Here is an 18,636-nt window from a genome sequence, read left to right on the forward strand (position 1 = left end):
GCCTTTCTGGCTACGTCTCGTGTTGGGTCCCCGCTTTCGCGGGGATGACGACTGCGTTGGGGTTAGACGGGCGACCAGGGTTTGTCGTCGCCCTCTTCCTGTTCGCCAGCCGGACGTTCGGTGCCGGTGGCGGCGGGCAGGTATTCGATCACGGCATCGAGCAGGGCGTCCATGCCCTTGCCCGTCGCGCCGGAGATCGGATAGACCTTCTTCGCACCCGCAGCCTTCAGTTCCTTGATGAACATCTTGACCAGCTCGGCATCGACCGTGTCGACCTTGTTGAGCGCGATCAGGCGCGGCTTTTCATCAAGCCCGTTGCCATAGGCTTCGAGTTCTTCCTCGATGATCTCCAGCGCCTCGGCTGGATCGGTGCCATTGATGTCGATCAGGTGGATCAGCACGCGGCAGCGTTCGATATGGCCAAGGAACCGGTCACCAATGCCTGCGCCATCAGCCGCTCCCGCGATCAGGCCAGGAATGTCCGCCAGCACGAATTCGCGGTTGCGGTGCCGCACAACGCCTAGCTGCGGTTTCAGCGTGGTGAAGGCGTAATCGCCGACCTTGGCCTTGGTGTTGGTGATCTGGTTGATGAAGGTACTCTTGCCGGCATTGGGCAAGCCGACCAACCCGGCATCGGCCAGCAGCTTGAGCCGCAGCCAGACATACATCTCCTCACCCATCTCGCCCGGCTGATGCTGGCGCGGGGCGCGGTTGGTGCTGGTCTTGTAGCTGGCGTTACCGCGCCCGCCCATGCCGCCTTCAAGGAAGGTCACGCGCTGGCCAGCCTCGGTCAGGTCAAGCAGCACGGTTTCGCGGTCATCATCGGAAATCAGCTGGGTGCCGACCGGGACCTTGATCACCAAATCCTTGCCGGCCGCGCCATTGCGGTTCTTGCCCGAGCCATGAACGCCGCGCGGGGCTTTGAAGTGCTGGGCATAGCGGAAGTCGATCAGGGTATTCAGGCCCGCGACCGCCTCGAAAATGATGTCCCCGCCCTTGCCGCCGTTGCCGCCGTCAGGGCCGCCGTATTCGACATACTTCTCCCGCCGGAACGACACAGCCCCGGGGCCGCCCTGGCCGGAGCGGATGTAGATCTTGGCCTGGTCGAGAAAATGCATGGAACGGTTCTAACGGGATTTGGCGCGATTGTCGCGCTTTGGAAAAAGCACAGCCAGTGTGCCGAAAATTGCTTCAGATCGAGCCGAGAATGGTGCCGGGCGAGAACCGGCGCGCAGCGACCATCAGGGTCGTGAGCACCGGAAGCGCAGGCCGGTGCCGTTCGCAGGCCGATCTGGAGCAATTTGCGGTACACTGGTGGAGCCGAGGGGGATCGAACCCCTGACCTCGTCATTGCGAACGACGCGCTCTCCCATCTGAGCTACGGCCCCGTTCCAGTGCTAACAGGCGGCAGGCCGCCTGATGCGAGGCGCCCCCTTAGCGAAAGGCGCTCCGGCTTGGAAGCGCAAAAGTTACTGCGCGGTAGCGCGGGTTTCCGCCATCGCCAGTGGGCTGGTGACCGGGACCAGGATATTGGTACCTGGGGCATAGCCGGCCCACTTGGTCTCCCAGGCGGCCAGGTCAGCCTTGTACTGATCGTAGCGCTTGTAGAAATCGTCAAACACGATCTCCAAGTTCGGCAGGCTGACCGCGGCGAAGCGATCAAGCTGGCCAACCTTCACCGCCTTGGCGTCGTTGCTCATCGCCAGCGCCGCATCGCAGAAGGCTGAGAGCGTCGGCGGCATGGCGAAGCGATTGTAGACTTCGGTCATGTACTTTTCGCGGTTCTTGACGAAGCCCGCGCCATACTTGCCGCGCCATTCGCTATCGACCTGTAGGTTGGCCGCGCGCAGCGCCTTGGCATGGGTGCGCAGAAAGGCGCGGTAATTGACCACGATCTGGGCGTGCTTGGGCTCAAGGCAGTTCAGCGCGGCGACGTTATAGCCCGAACGCAGGTTCCAGGTGGTCTGAGCGGGCGAAATGTTGCGGTTGACGCTGACCCGCAGGCCATCGGCACCTACTGCCGGTGTCACGAAATTGGGCGAGGCATTGTTGGGCGGGCTGGGCTTGTAAGGCACGAAGACCCACTTCTCAGCGGGGGGCGGTGGTGGCGGCGGCGGGAGGACAGGCTTCTTTTTCTTCGCATCGGCCGCACTGGCAACCAGCAGCAGCGAGAGCGCCGCAGCCCCCAATGCGGTGTTCAACGTATAGCGTGCCATTCTTTGACCCTCTCCAACCCCGCCAAGGGCATTCCATAGCAAGGCAAGCTTGCCCCAAGCTGAAGCCGCGCCTTAGCCCCTCGCACTCGCAAAGAAAATGCCCGGCGCGCCGAATAGCGCGCCGGGCACGATCAGAGCCCAGTTTGATGAACTGCGAAGGGTTACTCGCGGTTCCCCAGGAAGCTCAGCAGGAACTGGAACATGTTGATGAAGTCCAGGTAGAGCGTCAGCGCGCCCAGCACGACCGCCTTGCCGGCGAATTCGGTGCCCTGCAGCATGTAGTACTCCTGCTTCAGGCGCTGCGTATCCCATGCGGTCAGACCCGCGAAGATCACCACGCCGAGGATCGAGATCGCCAGCTGGAGCGCGCTCGACTGCAAGAAGATGTTGATCAGCATCGCGATCAGGATCCCGATCAGGCCCATCACCATGAACGAACCCATGCCGGACAGGCTCTTCTTAGTGGTGTAGCCGAACAGGCTGAGACCCGCGAAGGCACCGGCCGTGGCGAAGAACGTGCTGGCGATCGAGCTGGCAGTGAAGACCAGGAAGATCGACGACATCGACAGGCCCATGACGGTGCAGAAGCCCCAGAACAGCAGCTGGAGCGTGCTGGTGGCCATACGATTGGCACCCAGGCTCATCGCGAAGACAAAACCAAGCGGAGCCAGCATGATCACCCAGCGCAGCGGTGTGGCAAGCACTTGGGCCGCAAGACCCGAATTGGCAAACAGCAGCGCGACGATGCCCGAGAGGAGCACGCCGGAGGCCATGTAATTGTAAATGGCGAGCATGTGCTTGCGCAGACCCGCGTCAAAGGTCACGCCCGTGCCAAGCACTTCGCCATTGAGGCTGGGGGACGCACCGAAGCCCGTCTTGGTGGGCTGGGGATCGTTCCAGTTAGCCATGATGACTTAATCTCCGTGTTGCGGGCCGCACTATAGCCACCCGATGCATGGAATATCGGTAAGATCAGCGCCGCTTTCAAGTGAAATCGGAATGATCTGGTCCTGATTAACTCTCTTTTGGTGCTGCCGAGAAGGCCGCCAGCGCCGCCCCACGGTCCCGCGCCGCGCGCAAGGTCGCCACGACAAGCTTTTCAAGCGCTTGATCGGCATCGAGGACTTTCAAACCGGCCTCGGTCGTGCCGCCCGGGCTGGCAACCATCCGGGCAAGTTCAGCCGGCGAATGCGGCGACTCGCGCGCCAGCTCGGCCGCGCCCTCGACCATGGCGAGCGCCAGCCGCTGCGCCTGAGCTGTGCTAAAGCCAAGCTCTGCCCCACCCGCTGCAAGCGCATCGATGAAGCGATAGACGAAGGCCGGACCCGAACCGACCAGCGCCGTAGCGAGATCGAACTGCGCCTCGGTGATCCATTCGGGAGTGCCAAGTGGTGCCAGAAGCTCGTTAACCTCATTGCGTACTGCCTGATCAAGGCCAAGCTCGGCCAAGGCCATCGGCGACTTGCCCAACGCCGCCGCTAGGTTGGGCATGATCCGCACCCAGCCAGCGGCATCGGGCAGCGCAGCGGAAAGGCTGGCCAATTCGATGCCGGCGAGGATCGACAGTACCAACGTTTCGGGGCCAACCTGCGGAGCGAGCCCAGCTGCAACCTCGGCAAAGCCCTGTGGCTTTACCCCCAGCAGGACAGCATCGAAGTGGCTCGGCGGCAGTTCACGCAGCAGGCCTACGCCATCGGGGGCCCCAGCGAGATAGGGATCGACCACTGTAAACCGGGCCGGATCGGCGCCGGCTGCCAGCCAGCCGCGCAGCATGGCCCCGCCCATGTTGCCGCAGCCGACCATCAGGATCGAATCAAGCTTGCCCATCGGCAAGCCCTACGCTTCCCCGGCCGCATCGACCAGCGAGGCGGCAAGCGCTTCCTCGGGGGTCTTGTCGCCCCACAGGATGAACTGGAAGGCCGGGTAGAACCGGTCGCATTCCTCAATCGCAGCTTCGACCGCAACCTGGGCCTGGGCCAGGCTCAGCAGACCTTCATCACCCAGCAGCAGGCCGTGGCGGTAAAGCAGCACGTTGCCGTTCGACCAGATGTCAAAGTGGCCGACCCAGAGCTGTTCATTGACCAGGGCCAGCAGCTCGTAGACGCCGGTGCGCTTGTCGTCCGGCACACGGATATCGGGCAGGCAGAGCAGCTGGAGCACGTGGTCCTCGCGCCGCCAGATGCCGCGCACCGTGTAGTTGGCCCAGCTGCCCTTGATCTCGCCCGAGATCTCGTCCTCGCCTACAAACTCGCAGGGCCAGCCGCGCGCCTCGAAAAGCGACGCCAGCATGTCGACCGGAGCCGCATCCTCGTCACGTTGATAATCGCGGTTGCCCTGCATCATGGGCGCTGGATGCGTTGCCACGGGTCCGGCGACAATGGGCGGCCTCGCCGCGGCTGCGCAAAACTTTACAACCCTGTTTACAAGGTGTGGAAAAGACGTCCTGACGTCACTTCGCCGTGGGCAACGGATCGACCACCTGGCCGGCCGGGCTGGTCCAGACGAAAGCGTCCGAAATCCCCGCCTTCTTCAGTTGGGCGAGCAGCGTGGTGGCCGCCTTCTCAGATGGGAACGGACCTGTCAGCAGCCGCGTCGCCTGGCCCCAAGCGCTGGTGAAACCCTTGCGCCCCTTGAACAAATCGGGGTCGTTGCGGCTGAAGCGGCGGAAATCACCGGCCAGCCCAGGCTTGTCGCGGCTCGCGGCGAGCTGAATCCAGATCCGGCTGGGCTGAGTCGCCGCAGGGCTCTTGGCGGCGGCTTCCTTGGCCTTGGCGGCCTTCGCTTCAGCGGCTTCGGCCTTGGCGCGGTCGGCTGCGATCTTGCGCAGGTCAACCGCCCCAGCGATCGGCTCAGCCTCGCGGCTGGGCGGGGCGAGGTCAGCAAAGACATCGGCCAGACTGCGTTGGCGGGGCGGTGCCGGCGGAGGCGGAGACGGAGGTGGCGGTGCCACGACCACCGGTACCGGTGCGGGTGCGGGTGCCGGTGCTGGCGTTGGTGCAGGCGGGGGAGCCGGTGCGGCAACAGTCCTGGCAAGGTCAAACTGGGCCGACGCAGCTGCCGCGGGCTTGCTTTCCAAACCGGGACTCGGCGCAGCCGCAGACGCTGGGCTGGGCACAGCCGCCTTCGGCTGCTGGGCTGGTGCAGCTGCCGGGACCGGCGTGGGCGCTGGCGGCGGTGCCACGGCGATCCGGACCGGCTGGGGTTCAGGCGGCACTGGCCGGACATCGACGCGGACAGGCGCCGGCTTGGCAGCTTCGACTTTGGGCTGCTCTTGCCTGGCAACCTGGCGGTTGCGCGAGCGGCTGGCGCGATCGTTCTTGACCGGGACGGTGGCCGCCGCCGGCTTGTCAGCCGCAGCCAGCACGACTTTCGGCCGGATGAAGGCGGCAATGCGCGGATCGTCGCGCCCGATCTCCGCCGCGCGCGGGAAATGGCCCAGATTGGCGGCAGCAGCCTGCTGCGCTGCGGTCAGCCGCGGCATATAGCGCAGGTAGGCGACCATCCCTCCGGCCGCTGCTTCGGGCAGGTTGGCGCGGGCGACAGCCTCGGCCTCGCTAGCCAGCCCCAGGATCGCGAAGGCAAAAGCGCGGGTCCGCCAGGCAGCCTTGTCCTGCTTCTGCAGCAATGGGCTAAGCGTAACTTCCATACCGCGCCGATCGCCCGAGATCGCCTGGCTTAGCGCCAGGCGTCGCAGCGTCTCGTCATCAGGGCCGGCGCTGAGTGCCTGGCGGTAGTAGCGCTGGGCCAGTTCATTATCGCCGACGAGGTCATAGGCGAGGCCGCGCTCCGACAGCAGCTTGGGATCGACTGGCCCGAGACGCTCGGCTGTTTCAAACAGCGGGATCGCAGAATAGGGATCTTCAGCCAGAACCATCGCCCCTGCCAGCCCGGCCTTGACGTTGGGATTGGCCGGCTGCAGCTGGTCGGCACGGCGATAGAAACCCATTGCGGCCTCGGCATCACCGATCGCGGCCGATGCCTTGCCTGCCTCGATCAGCGCCGTCACGTCACGCGGGTTACGAGCCAGCTTGTTCAGCGCCGCATTAAGCATCATCCCCGGCCCGCCCGGCAGTGGTTGAACCACCGGCTGGCTGACCGCGTCGATCTCACCATCGTCGACCTGGGCATCGGCCTGAGCAAAAGCCGGGTTCAGTGCCAGGCCAAACGAGGACCCGGTCAGCAGCGCGAAACGGACCAGTCTGGCCGAAATGGAGGGGGACATCGGGACCCTGAAAGCGAGAATGAACGACCCGCCGATTTGGCGACCCGGCAGCATTAATCGAATTATGCCCCCGGCGGAACGGCTTTGCGCCGAACCGCCAGGTTCAATCCACTTTACTGATTATTCTGCCGGCCGAGGAAGCGGGGAATGCTGATCGACGGACCATCGCCATCATCGTCATCCTCATCTTCGTCCTTCGAACGCCCGCCGCGCGAAAGGTTGGCCATGCGCTCGAACAGGGTGGCGCCGCCGGTCGAGACGCGCGGCGGCTTGGTGGCCGGCTGGATCGGCGCTTCGCCAGCGTCATCGGCGCCGGTGTCCATTTCCCCGCTTTCGCTGGAAACCAGACCACGGCGACGACCCGGCAGGCCGCCCGCCACCGGCTGGTCTTCTTCAACTAGGCGCGAGGCATTGCTCAGCAGATCATCAGTTGGTTCGGCTTCGGCGGCCGGTTCCACGTCGGAAGCCGGCTCTTCCGCTTCCATCTCAAGCTCAAGCGGCTCATCATCGGCAACAGCGGGTTCGGCCGCATCCCAGTCATCATCGCTGTAGCTGGCAACCGGAGCAGGCGCCTCGGCCTGGGCTTCCGGTTCAGGTTCTGGCTCGGGTGCCAATTCGGCCACCGGTTCGGACTCAGTCTCAGGTGCGGGCGCCGACCGGCCGAACAGCGGCTGGGTCTCGGCTTGCGGACGCACCGGCCCGCGCGACGCGGTCAGGTTGAACGGACGGCTGGCCTCTTCGGCCTGGCTGGCGCTTTGCTCGATCCCGGTGGCGACCACCGAGACGCGAATCTTGCCCTGGAGATCCGGATTGAAGGCCGAACCCCAGATGATGTTGGCATTGGGATCGACCAGTTCGCGGATGTGGTTCGCAGCCTCGTCGACTTCGAGCAGCTTCATGTCGTCGCCGCCGATGATCGAGATGATCACGCCCTTCGCGCCCTGCATGGACACGCCATCAAGCAGCGGATTGGCAATCGCCTTCTCGGCGGCTTCGAGCGCACGGTTCTCGCCGCTGCCCTCACCCGTGCCCATCATCGCCTTGCCCATCTCGGCCATGACTGAGCGGACGTCCGCAAAGTCGAGGTTGATCAGTCCAGGCATGACCATCAAGTCGGTGATCGAGCGGACGCCCTGTTGCAGCACCTCATCGGCCAGCAGGAAGGCTTCCTTGAAGGTCGTTTCCGCCTTTGCCACCAGGAACAGGTTCTGGTTGGGAATGACGATCAGGGTATCGACGTGCTTCTGCAGCTCCTCGATCCCCGCCTCGGCCGAACGCATCCGGCGGGTACCTTCAAACAGGAACGGCTTGGTCACCACGCCGACCGTCAGCACGCCCTTTTCACGTGCCGCCTTGGCGACAACCGGGGCCGCGCCAGTACCGGTGCCGCCGCCCATGCCGGCGGCGATGAAGCACATGTGGACGCCATCCAGTGCCCGGTCGATCTCTGCCAGGGTTTCTTCGGCGGCAGCCTTGCCCACTTCAGGACGCGAACCGGCGCCTAGGCCCTGTGTGATATCCGGGCCAAGCTGAATGCGGTGTTCGGCAATCGAGTTGTTGAGCGCCTGGGCATCGGTGTTCGCGACCACGAAGTCGACACCTTCGATCCCGGCACCGATCATGTTGGCGATGGCGTTTCCGCCTGCACCACCCACCCCGATCACGGTGATCCGGGGACGCAGCTCTTCAACGGCTGGCGGTCCGATATTGATGCTCATGGCGCTCTCCTGTCCGGCAAGCGGATGCAATTCTAACAACTAACGTGGTTAGTGCACCGCAAGAATCCAAGTTTCCAACCCGTAATCCTACGTTGTCCACAGTCACCCTCAGGTTTTCCGGACCACACGCGGGATTTCAAAAATACTCCCGCACGGCACGATAGAGCCGGCCGACTAGGCCAAGCTTGTCGAACCGGGTAATCTGCTGTTTGCCCCGCCCGACCTTGCGGATGTCGATCGGGTCCGCCGCAGCGTAGAGCACAAGACCCGCCAGGGTAGAAAATCCAGGCGTAGCATGGGCTTCGGGCAGACCCTTGATGTGCAAGGGGCGGCCAATCCGGACCGGCTTGCCGAGCGCCGCCTGGGCATAGTCGGCCAACCCCGCCAGCTCGGCCCCGCCGCCGGTCAGCACGATCTGCTGACCGCGCTGGCCAGTGAAGCCCAGCGACTTCAACGCGCGCGAAACCTCTTCCGTCAGCCGCGCCAGCTGTTCGGTGATGACCGAGATCAGTTCGGCGCGGGGGATCCGGTTCTTGTCATCGGCATGGCGGGCGATTGGCCCGGTCATTTCATCGCCCGGAGCGTTGACCGGAATCATCTCGCGGTGGTCCGAAGGGCTGGCGATGGCCGATCCGTGGACGCATTTCAGCCGCTCGGCCTGGAAGCGGCGAATCCCGAAGGCCGAGGCAATCGCATCGGTCACGTCGCCCGACCCCATCGGGATCGTAACTAGGCCAAGGAGCATGCCCGAGGCATAGACCGAGACATTGGTTACCTCCGCGCCGAACTCAACCAAGGCCACACCCAGGTCACGCTCTTCCGGGTTGAGACAAGCATAACCGGCCGCAATCGGTGAGCCGACCACGGCCTCAACCTGCAAGTGCGCATTCTGGACCGTCTCGGTGATGTTACGCACCGGCGCCCCATCGGCGAGCATCACGTGAATATCGACCCCAAGCCGCTCGGCATGGAGCCCTTTGGGATCGGATACGCCGTCGGCACCATCGAGCGTATAGTGCGCTGGCTGAGCATGAAGCACCATCCGACCGTCCGGCTGGATCACGTCGCGTGCGGCGACCAGCAGGTGTTCGATATCGTCTTCCTCGATCCGGCGCCCGCCGATGTCGATTTCGACCTGGGCGACCTGGCTGGCGAGGCCGGCACCGGACGAGCCGATCCAGACCGAGGTAACGGCCGTGTTGGCCATCTTCTCAGCCCGCTCAACCGCGTCGCGCACGGCATAGGTCGCGGCCTGCATGTCGGTCACATAGCCACGCTTGATCCCCTGGGCGGCGCGGTGCCCCGACCCCAGCACCACCATCTCACCCGTTTCCGACAGCCCGGCGACCATCGCCGAGATACGAAACGAGCCGATGTTGACCGCGCCAAAGGTGCGGACGATGCGGGGCGTAGCCATCAGTCCTTGTCCGCCGGCTTGGACGTTTCGGACTTGGGCTTGGCCTTGACCGCGTCTTCGGGCTTGGTGGCCTCGCTGGCTGCCGGCTTGGGCACGGGATGCTCGATCGCATCGGTACGGCCCGGTACGCGCAGATAGATGCGGTCACCCGCACGCATGTCGAAAGCGGCGACCTTGCCGCCCAGCAGGCGGTTGACGCCATCAAGGCGCGCGAAGGTCATCAGCGCCTTGGCCGACTTGTCGGTACCCTCAGGCAGGGCGAGAACTTGGCCGGTCTTGAAGGTAAAGTTCCAGCGACGATTGCCGATCCATTCGGCTTCGCGCAGTTGCGGCTTCAAAGCAGGGGCGGCCGCCATCAGTTCCTGGAGCGCAACCACCTGCTTGCCCGCCCCGGGGCCGGAGACCACCAGCTTTCCTTTGGCCCGAGCGGGTCCCACCACTTCAAGCTCGTGCCCGGTGGCGTCGATCAGTACCAGCTTGTCAGCCTTGCGCAGCACCGCAGCGGGTTTGCGCTCGACAATGTCGACCACGAGCGAGTCCGGTAGCTGACGCGATACCCGCGCATCCTCCACCCAGGACAGCTGGAGCAATTCCTCGCGCAGGCCATCAACATCGACCAGCGGCATGGCCCGGTTGCGTTCAGCCAGGGCACGCTCATAGACCTTCAGCTCGTTGAGGTTCTTGACCCCGCGCACTTCGACCCGGCGCACTTCGAAGCCTGCATCGCTTGCCACCTGGGCCAGTTGCATTTGGGCCATGGCCGGCACCCCGGCAAAGCTCGCCACGGTCCAAGCGAGCACGGCTGCCCCGCCGAGAATCACGGCGAGGAACACCCGCTGCCATTGTTCCTCGCTGATCGGCAGCCAGCCCAGCGCCGTGCCGATGGCCGAGCCGGTCTTTGCCTTGGCGGCGCGCACCTGCCGGACCTTGCCCTGGGCGGCAGCAGCCTTGCGGACGCTCTTGCCGCCACGCTTGATCGTCTGGCTCACCGCTTGCCCCCCTTGCGATCTCTCTCAGCGAGCGCCTCGGCGATGATCATCTCGACCAGTTCGCCATATTCGATCCCCAGGTGCTTGGCCTGCTCCGGCACGAGGCTGAGCGGCGTCATCCCCGGCTGAGTATTGGTTTCCAGCACGAACAGGCCTGCCAGTCCGCGCTCGTCATCCCAGCGGAAATCGGTGCGGCTGCAACCCTTGCAGCCAAGCAGTTGGTGGCAGCGCAGCGCCAGATCGAGACAGGCCCGGGTGATCTCATCCGGGATTTCGGCCGGGCAGACATGCTCGGTCATGCCCTCGGTGTATTTCGCGTCGAAATCGTAAAAGCCCGACTTCGGCCGTAGCTCAGTGACCATCAGCGCGCGATCGCCCAGCACCGCCGTGGTCAGCTCGCGGCCGCGGATGTAGGGTTCTGCCAGCAGGCTATCGAATTCCTGCCACGGACCCTTGGTGTCCGGGCTGATCGGGTTGCCGTAGTTGCCCTCGGCAGTGACGATTGCCACGCCGACCGAAGACCCTTCGTTGACCGGCTTCAGCACATAGGGCCGCTCGAGCGGATCCCGCTCGTAAATCTCTGTCACCGGCACGATCCGCCCGCCCGGCATCGGAATACCGTGGGGGACCAGCGCCTGCTTGGTCAGTTCCTTATCGATCGCGATGACCGAAGCGACCATGCCTGAATGGGTATAGGTCAGGCCCATCAGGTCCATCATGCCCTGGATCGAGCCGTCCTCGCCCGGTGTGCCGTGCAGGGCATTGAACACCACGTCCGGCTTGGTCGCCGCCAGCTTGGCCGCGACATCGCGGTCCATGTCGATCCGGGTGACCTGGTGCCCGCGCTCTTCCAGCGCCTTGGCCACCCCTTCCCCGCTCATGAGGCTGACCGGCCGCTCGTTCGACCAGCCGCCCATCAGGACCGCAACATGAAGCTTAGGCAGGCTCACTTCTTCCCCACTCGCTGGATTTCCCACTCAAGTTCGACGCCAGACTTTTCCTTGACCCGGCGCCGCACTTCCTCGCCCAGCGCTTCGATCTCGGCGCTGGTCGCTTCGCCCAGATTCAGAAGGAAGTTGGTGTGCTTCTCGCTGACCTGCGCGCCGCCCAGCTGAAGCCCCCGGCACCCGGCTTCGTCAACCAGTTGCCAGGCCTTGTGCCCAGCCGGGTTCTTGAAGGTCGATCCGCCGGTCTTGCTGCGGAGCGGCTGGCTCGCTTCGCGGCTGGCGGAAATGCGGTCCATCTCGGCCTGGATGGCGTCCGGCTGGCCGGGCTTCCCGCGAAACCGTGCGGCAACAACAATCGCTCCTTCGGGCAGTTCGGAATGGCGATAGGTATAGTGCAGGTCGGCGACCGGCAGGGTTACCAGCGATCCGTCGCGCAGGACGACGTCGCAATCGACCAGGATATCCTTGACCTCGCCGCCATAGGCCCCGCCGTTCATCCGCACGAAGCCGCCAACCGTGCCCGGGATCGAGCGCAGGAATTCCAGACCCGCGATGCCATTGTCGCGCGCAGTGGAGGATACGAGAATGCCCGAGGCCCCGCCGCCGCAGTTCAATGTCAGATCTGCAGTTTGCTCAACTCTGGCAAAGGCCTTGCCCAGCCGCACCACCACGCCCGGCACACCACCGTCCCGGACGATCATGTTGCTGCCCAGCCCAAGCGCCATCACTGGCACTGCCGGGTCAAGCTCGCGTAGGAAGCCTTGCAGGTCAGCCATGTCTTTCGGCTCGAACAGCCACTCCGCCGCGCCGCCGGACTTGAACCAGACCAGCGGCGCCAGCGGGGCCGAAGGGGTCAGCTTGCCCCGGACAGAGGGAAGCGTGGCCGTGCTCATCCGCCGGTCCGGAAAACGCGGATGGCGGCTTCGAGACCGCCGGCCCACTTCGTGATGTCCCCCGCCCCCAGGCAGACCACCATGTCGCCCGGCTGCGCGACATCGGCCAGTTCGGCGGCCAGAGCATCGGCGCTGGCGATCAGCTGGGCCGAACGATGTCCGCGCGCCTTGATCCCTTCAACCAGCGCGGCGGAATCGACGCCCTCAATCGGGGCTTCGCCGGCAGCATAGACCGGGGCCGCATAGACCAGATCGGCATCGTTGAAGGCGGCCTGAAACTCAGCCAGGTGATCGCGTAGGCGCGTGAAGCGGTGCGGTTGGACCACGGCGATTACACGGTTCTGCACCCCTTCGCGCGCAGCGGCGAGAACAGCGCGGATTTCGACGGGATGATGGCCATAATCGTCGATGATGGTCACGCCATCGATCTCACCCACCTTGGTGAAGCGGCGCTTGACCCCGCCGAACTTGGCAAAGCCGGTCTGGATGACTGCATCCGCGCAGCCCATCTCGACCGCCACGCCGACAGCGGCGAGCGCGTTCTGGACATTGTGGCGACCGGGCATTGGCAGCTCGATCCCCTCGATCCGCCGCTGCGAACCGTCACGTTGGCGGATCACCACGTCAAAGCGGTTGCCGCCGGGGAACGGCGTGACGTTCTCACCACGCACATCGGCCTGGGCCGAGAAACCATAGGTCACGACGCGGCGGTCGCGGACCTTGGGGATAACGGCCTGGACTTCGGGGTGGTCAATGCACAGCACCGCACAGCCGTAGAACGGCACGTTCTCGATGAATTCGACAAAGGCGTCCTTGATCGCATCGAACGAGCCGTAGTGATCGAGGTGCTCGGGATCGATGTTGGTGACCACGGCAATGGTCCCGTCGAGCCGCAGGAACGAGCCGTCGCTCTCATCCGCTTCAACCACCATCCATTCGCTTTCGCCAAGGCGCGCGTTGGAGCCGTAGGAATTGATGATCCCGCCGTTGATCACGGTCGGATCGACCCCGCCGGCATCGAGCAGCGCCGCGACGAGGCTGGTCGTGGTAGTCTTGCCGTGAGTGCCGGCCACGGCAACCGTGCGCTTCAGTCGCATCAGCTCGGCCAGCATCTCGGCACGGCGCACCACCGGTACGCGGGTTTCGAGCGCGGCAACAACTTCAGGATTGTCCCGCTTTACGGCAGTCGAGGTTACGACCACGGCAGCATCGCCCAGGTTCTCAGCCTTGTGGCCGATCATGACCTTGATCCCGCGTGCACGCAGGCCTTCCACGACATAACCTTCGGCAATGTCGCTGCCCTGGACCGAATAGCCCAGGTTGTGCATCACTTCGGCAATGCCGGACATGCCGATCCCGCCGATGCCGACGAAGTGGATCGTGCCGATGTCAGTGCCTACGCCTTTCATTCCAATCTCTTCCTAACCAGCTGCCGCTGCGCTGCCAAAGGTTGCGCCAGCAATCGTCGCATCGGCCACGCGGATCACGTCCATCAGCGGGGTACCGCCAAAGCTTTCGACCAGATCGGCCAGGTCCTGCGCCGCCTTGGGATAGCCACAGTTCCAAGCGGCATGCGCCGCGTTCGCCAGAGTTTCGGGGCTTTGCGCAATGGCCAGGATCTGCTTAGCGACTTCAGCCGCCGTAAACCGTTCCTGCCGGATCATCCGCGCGCCGCCGGCGGCGCAGATCTCGCGCGTGTTCGCCGCCTGGTGATCGTCGGTCGCGATCGGCAGCGGCACCAGGATCGCCGGACGGCCAACAGCTGTCAGCTCCGCAATGGTCGAGGCTCCCGCGCGGCCGATGAACAGGTGGGTATCGGCCAGTCGTTCGGCCATGTTCTCAAAATAGGTGCCAAGTTCGGCCGGAATGTCATGCCCGGCATAGCGGGCGCGGACGGCTTCGATATCCTCGGGTCGGCACTGCTGAGTCACCTGCAGGCGCGTACGCAGTGCGGCGGGCAACATCGCCAGCGCATCGGGCACGACTTGCGAGAGAACGCTGGCGCCCTGACTACCACCGGTGACCAGCACGCGCAGCAGGCCGTCCTCGCTGAACGGCGGGAAAGGCTCGTCGCGCAGGCTTAGGACTGCGGCGCGGACGGGGTTGCCGACCAGATGGGTCTTGAGGGCGAACTTTGGCTTGAGCCGGTCCACTTGGTTGTAGGAGGTCGCGATTGCATCGACCCGCTTGGCCATCAACCGGTTGACCCGGCCCAGCACGGCGTTCTGTTCGTGGATCACGGCGGGCACGCCGTTCGCAGTCGCCGCCCAGATCGTCGGGAACGCAGGATAGCCGCCGAAACCGACCACGCAGGCCGGCTGGAAGCTTTCGAACAGCCGCTCGGCCATGCGCTTGCCCTCCAGGATCGCGCCGATCCCCTTAGGCCAGTGCAGCGGGTTCTTGCCGATCCGACCGGCGGGTAGAACGTGGGTAACAAGGCTGTCCGGCTTGCCCGGCAGCTTGGCACCGCGCGTATCAGTCACCAGCGCAACGTGATGTCCGCGCCGCTCCAGCTCAACCGCCAGGGCAAAGGCCGGAATCAAGTGACCGCCGGTGCCGCCGGCGGCAAGGACATAGTGCCGCGTTGGACCGGTCATTTCCACAGGTCTCCGAAATTGCCGATCTTGAAAGGTTCGCGTTCGATGAACGGATTGCGCCGGGTTATCGCCAGTAGCAGGCCAACGCCAAGGCAGAGCGCGATGGTAGACGAGCCGCCGTACGAAATCAGCGGCAGGGTCATGCCCTTAGACGGAAACAGCTGCAGGTTGACCATGATGTTGATGAAGGCCTGCCCACCCAACTGCGCAGTCAGCCCGGCTGCCGCCAGCGTGGTGAAGAGGTCATCCTCCTTCAGCAGCCGCAACAGGACGCGCAGCACGATCGCGACATAAAGCGCTACGATCACCAGGCACATCAGCAGGCCGAACTCCTCACCGATCACCGAAAAGATGTAGTCTGTATGGGCCTCGGGCAGCGCCATCTTGCGCTTGCCAAGCCAGATGCCGGTGCCGGTCCAGCCGCCTGACAGCAGTGTCCGGCTGGCCAAATCGACCTGGTCAAACGCCGAACCGCCGCCAAGGAAGGCATCGATGCGGTTACGGCCGTTCTCATAGAAAAGATAGGCCAGCGTAATGCCGCCAACCCCGGCGGCCCCAACCATACCGATGCGCTGAACCGAGATTCCGGCGAGCAGCGCCAGGACGAACCACACGCCCGCAAAGAGAATGGCCGAGCCAAAGTCGGGCTGCAGCATCAGCAGGCAAACCACGAGCAGCATGGCCCCGGTGCTGAGCGCCAGGACCGGCAGCTTGGGATCGCGGGCCCGCCAAGAGAGGATCCAGGCAAGACAGATCGCGAAGGCCGGCTTCAGGAATTCCGATGGCTGGAGCGAGAAGCCAAAATTGAGCCAGCGCTTCGCGCCGTTGACCGTCGAGCCGACCACCGGCACGAGGAACAGCCCAACCAGCATCGCCGCGCCAAGCAAAATGCCAAACCGGCGCGCCATGTCCTTGGGCAGTGAGGCTGCGCCGAACATCGCCAGCAGGCCGACAAGCTGCCAGCGCAGGTGAATGTAAAAGAAGTGGAGATCATCCAGCTTGACCCGCGCGGTTGAGAGCCGCTGGGCACTGGCCGGCGAGGCAGCAGCGACTGCCAGCGTTCCCAGTGCCATCAGCAAAAGGATCAAGCCCAGCAGCACGCGATCAACCTCGCGCCACCAAATCGCGAATTCGCTGCGGCGGTTGCGGCGCTGGCGGGGCAGGCCGACCGCTGACGGGGCCTGTCCGGCGCGCGGCACGAAGGGCGGATGCGTGGCCATTAGTGCGCTCCTTCCCCGGTGGGAACCTGATCTGCGATCAGCGCCTGAACGATCTGGCGAAAGCTGTCGCCGCGCGCTTCGTAATCGCGGAACTGGTCAAAGCTGGCGCAGGCGGGGGATAGCAGCACGACATCGCCGGGCTTGGCCGCAGCCATTGCCTGCTGGATCGCATCGCACATCATTTCGCTGCGGGTGACCGGCATGTGGGGGCGCAGCAGCTCGGTAAACAGCGGCCCGGCTTCACCAATCGTATAGGCTGCCGCGACATTGCCAAAATAGGGCGCGCATTCATCAAGGTCATCGCCCTTGGGAAGGCCTCCGACAATCCAGTGGATACGCTTGTCCGGCTTGGGTGGGAAAGCACCGAGGGCCGGTGCGGCTGAAGCCGGGTTGGTGGCCTTGCTGTCGTTAATGAACAGCACTCCCCCTGCCTCGGCCACACGCTCCATCCGGTGCGGCAGACCGCGGAAGCTGGCCAGCGCCGGGCCCCATTGCGCGGGGGTCAGGCCCAGAGCCTCGGCAATGGCGACCGCAACTGCAGCGTTCTGCAGGTTGTGCGGCCCCTGCAATGTCGGCCAGTTGGGCTGAAGATGCAGCAGGTCCTGGCCGTCGACCGAATGGACTTTGCCGGCGAGACGACGCGCCAGTTCGCGCTCAGCCACGGCGCGGGTCTCTGGATCGCCTGTGCCGAAAACGGCTGGCTGATCGGCATGCTGCATCGCGAATAGCCGGGCCTTGCTGGCGGCATAGGCCTCAAACCCGTCATAGCGATCAAGATGGTCGGGCGTGATATTCAGCAGCGCGGCAACATCGCAGGCCAGCGAGTGGGTAAGGTCGATCTGGTAGCTCGACAGTTCCAGCACATAGACCCCGCCCGGTGGCAGGGGCGACTGGCCCAGCACAGGCAGTCCGATATTGCCGCCCATCCGCGTCGGCAGCGCGGCGCTTTGCAGCACGTGGTGGACCAGCGCGGTGGTGGTCGACTTGCCGTTGGTCCCGGTTATGCCGACCACGCGGTGCGCCGGCAGGTGCGGCCGGGCCAGCGCGAACAGCTCGATATCCCCGATCACCGGCACTCCGGCCGCAGCAGCATGGCCGGCGATCGGGTGGGTGTTAAGCGGCACGCCCGGCGAAACAACCACGCCGGCATAACCCGCAAGGTCTGTCGCCAGCGGATCGGCCAGTTCCACCCGACCTTCAAGCCAGCGGCGCGGTTCCTCGCGATTGTCCCAAGCCGTGACCTTCGCCCCGCCCGCCAGCAGGCTTTCCACCGCAGCAAGGCCCGAGCGGGCCAGACCGAGGACGGCATAGCGCTTACCGGCGAAGGCGGGCGTGGTGATCATCGCAGCTTGAGCGTCGACAAGCCGATGAGGGCAAGGACAATCGAGACAATCCAGAAGCGGATCACCACGGTCGATTCCTTCCAGCCCAGCTGCTCGAAGTGGTGGTGGATCGGCGCCATCTTGAACACGCGCTTGCCAGTCCGCTTGTAGACCGCGACCTGGATGATCACGGACAGCGCCTCGGCAACAAACAGGCCGCCGACGATGGCCAGCACGATCTCATGCCGCGAGGCGACGGCGATCGCGCCCAGCGCACCGCCAAGGGCGAGGCTGCCGGTATCGCCCATGAACACCGCCGCCGGCGGCGCGTTGAACCACAGGAAAGCCAGGCAAGCCCCCATGATCCCGGCGCACAGGATCGCCAGTTCACCCGCGCGCGGCACGTGCGGAATGCCGAGATAGGCCGAAAAGTCGGCCCGTCCCGCCAGGTATGCAATTATCGCGAAGGTGCCGGCGGCGATCACCACCGGCATGGTCGCCAGGCCATCAAGTCCGTCGGTCAGGTTCACGGCATTGCCCGCGCCGACAATCACGAAAGCGGCGAAGACGAAATAGGCGGGCCCGAGCGGGATATAGTGGCCCGAAAGGAACGGCACGTAGAGATTGGTGCTGGTATGGCCGATCATGATCCAGGCGGCGAGACCGGCGACGGTAAATTCCGCCAGCAGCCGAACCCGCCCTGATACCCCGGCGGTGCTGCGCTTCTTGACCTTGTCATAATCGTCAAGGAACCCGATCAGCCCAAACCCGCTGGTGACCATCAGACAAGCCCAGACAAGCGGGCTCGACAGGTCCATCCACAGCAGCATTGAAACCACCAGGGCAATCATGATCATCAGCCCGCCCATGGTCGGGGTGCCCCGCTTGGCCAGGTGGCTCTGCGGCCCATCTTCGCGGATCGGCTGGCCTTTGCCCTGGCGGACGCGCAGCATGTTGATGAACTTCGGACCGATGATCAGGCCGATCACCAGTGCCGTCATCAGGGCCGCACCCGCGCGGAAGGTCTGGTAGCGAATGAGGTTCGCCAGACCCGAAAACTCAAAATACTCCGCGATCAGGTAAAGCATCCTGATC

16 protein-coding genes and 1 tRNA gene are annotated in these 18,636 nt (G+C 64.6%); all 17 read right to left on the reverse strand.

All coding sequences use genetic code 11. The annotated features are described in order from the left end of the window. Positions 1-62: 62 nt before the first annotated feature. Positions 63-1,118, reverse strand: coding sequence for a GTPase ObgE (gene obgE / locus FRF71_RS01290; protein ID WP_147088853.1), 1,056 nt, complete (start codon positions 1,116-1,118; stop codon positions 63-65). 194 nt (positions 1,119-1,312) lie between these two features. After that, positions 1,313-1,388: transfer RNA gene (locus FRF71_RS01295), tRNA-Ala, on the reverse strand. 81 nt (positions 1,389-1,469) lie between these two features. Then, on the reverse strand, positions 1,470-2,216 hold the full coding sequence (locus FRF71_RS01300; RefSeq protein ID WP_147088854.1) for a hypothetical protein: 747 nt from the start codon (positions 2,214-2,216) through the stop codon (positions 1,470-1,472). Between the two features lie 161 nt (positions 2,217-2,377). Beyond that, the gene (locus tag FRF71_RS01305) at positions 2,378-3,124 is read right to left on the reverse strand and encodes a Bax inhibitor-1/YccA family protein (protein ID WP_147088855.1); all 747 of its coding nucleotides are present in this window, start codon (positions 3,122-3,124) and stop codon (positions 2,378-2,380) included. A 106-nt stretch (positions 3,125-3,230) separates the two neighbouring features. After that, positions 3,231-4,043 (reverse strand): pyrroline-5-carboxylate reductase, encoded by an 813-nt coding sequence (gene proC / locus FRF71_RS01310; RefSeq protein ID WP_147088856.1) that lies wholly within the window; start codon positions 4,041-4,043, stop codon positions 3,231-3,233. Between the two features lie 9 nt (positions 4,044-4,052). Further along, positions 4,053-4,559 carry a type III secretion system chaperone family protein gene (locus FRF71_RS01315; protein WP_147088857.1) on the reverse strand — a complete coding sequence of 169 codons (507 nt, stop codon included), beginning with the start codon at positions 4,557-4,559 and terminating at the stop codon, positions 4,053-4,055. Positions 4,560-4,665: 106 nt separating this feature from the next. Next, the gene (locus FRF71_RS01320; protein ID WP_147088858.1) at positions 4,666-6,438 is read right to left on the reverse strand and encodes an SPOR domain-containing protein; all 1,773 of its coding nucleotides are present in this window, start codon (positions 6,436-6,438) and stop codon (positions 4,666-4,668) included. A gap of 113 nt (positions 6,439-6,551) precedes the next feature. Beyond that, positions 6,552-8,156 carry a cell division protein FtsZ gene (gene ftsZ / locus FRF71_RS01325; protein WP_147088859.1) on the reverse strand — a complete coding sequence of 535 codons (1,605 nt, stop codon included), beginning with the start codon at positions 8,154-8,156 and terminating at the stop codon, positions 6,552-6,554. A 136-nt stretch (positions 8,157-8,292) separates the two neighbouring features. Beyond that, on the reverse strand, positions 8,293-9,573 hold the full coding sequence (gene ftsA / locus FRF71_RS01330; protein ID WP_147088860.1) for a cell division protein FtsA: 1,281 nt from the start codon (positions 9,571-9,573) through the stop codon (positions 8,293-8,295). After that, a complete protein-coding gene (locus FRF71_RS01335; RefSeq protein WP_147088861.1) occupies positions 9,573-10,562 on the reverse strand; it encodes a cell division protein FtsQ/DivIB in 990 nt (329 codons plus the stop codon). Before FRF71_RS01335 ends, ftsA begins: the two co-directional genes overlap by 1 nt. Continuing rightward, the gene (locus tag FRF71_RS01340) at positions 10,559-11,512 is read right to left on the reverse strand and encodes a D-alanine--D-alanine ligase (protein WP_147088862.1); all 954 of its coding nucleotides are present in this window, start codon (positions 11,510-11,512) and stop codon (positions 10,559-10,561) included. Before FRF71_RS01340 ends, FRF71_RS01335 begins: the two co-directional genes overlap by 4 nt. After that, positions 11,509-12,402 (reverse strand): UDP-N-acetylmuramate dehydrogenase, encoded by an 894-nt coding sequence (gene murB / locus FRF71_RS01345; RefSeq protein ID WP_147088863.1) that lies wholly within the window; start codon positions 12,400-12,402, stop codon positions 11,509-11,511. The genes FRF71_RS01340 and murB overlap by 4 nt, the downstream gene beginning before the upstream one ends. Beyond that, positions 12,399-13,811 (reverse strand): UDP-N-acetylmuramate--L-alanine ligase, encoded by a 1,413-nt coding sequence (gene murC / locus FRF71_RS01350; protein WP_147088864.1) that lies wholly within the window; start codon positions 13,809-13,811, stop codon positions 12,399-12,401. Before murC ends, murB begins: the two co-directional genes overlap by 4 nt. A 12-nt stretch (positions 13,812-13,823) precedes the next feature. Then, the gene (gene murG / locus FRF71_RS01355) at positions 13,824-14,999 is read right to left on the reverse strand and encodes an undecaprenyldiphospho-muramoylpentapeptide beta-N-acetylglucosaminyltransferase (RefSeq protein WP_147088865.1); all 1,176 of its coding nucleotides are present in this window, start codon (positions 14,997-14,999) and stop codon (positions 13,824-13,826) included. Next, complete coding sequence (locus FRF71_RS01360; RefSeq protein WP_147088866.1) at positions 14,996-16,219, reverse strand: FtsW/RodA/SpoVE family cell cycle protein; 1,224 nt, start codon at positions 16,217-16,219, stop codon at positions 14,996-14,998. The genes murG and FRF71_RS01360 overlap by 4 nt, the downstream gene beginning before the upstream one ends. After that, positions 16,219-17,562, reverse strand: coding sequence for a UDP-N-acetylmuramoyl-L-alanine--D-glutamate ligase (gene murD / locus FRF71_RS01365; RefSeq protein WP_147088867.1), 1,344 nt, complete (start codon positions 17,560-17,562; stop codon positions 16,219-16,221). Before murD ends, FRF71_RS01360 begins: the two co-directional genes overlap by 1 nt. Next, positions 17,559-18,629: a phospho-N-acetylmuramoyl-pentapeptide-transferase gene (mraY, locus tag FRF71_RS01370; RefSeq protein WP_147088868.1), complete on the reverse strand. Its 1,071-nt coding sequence runs from the start codon at positions 18,627-18,629 to the stop codon at positions 17,559-17,561. Before mraY ends, murD begins: the two co-directional genes overlap by 4 nt. Positions 18,630-18,636: the final 7 nt, after the last annotated feature.

Source organism: Novosphingobium ginsenosidimutans (genome assembly GCF_007954425.1).
Classification (GTDB): domain Bacteria; phylum Pseudomonadota; class Alphaproteobacteria; order Sphingomonadales; family Sphingomonadaceae; genus Novosphingobium; species Novosphingobium ginsenosidimutans.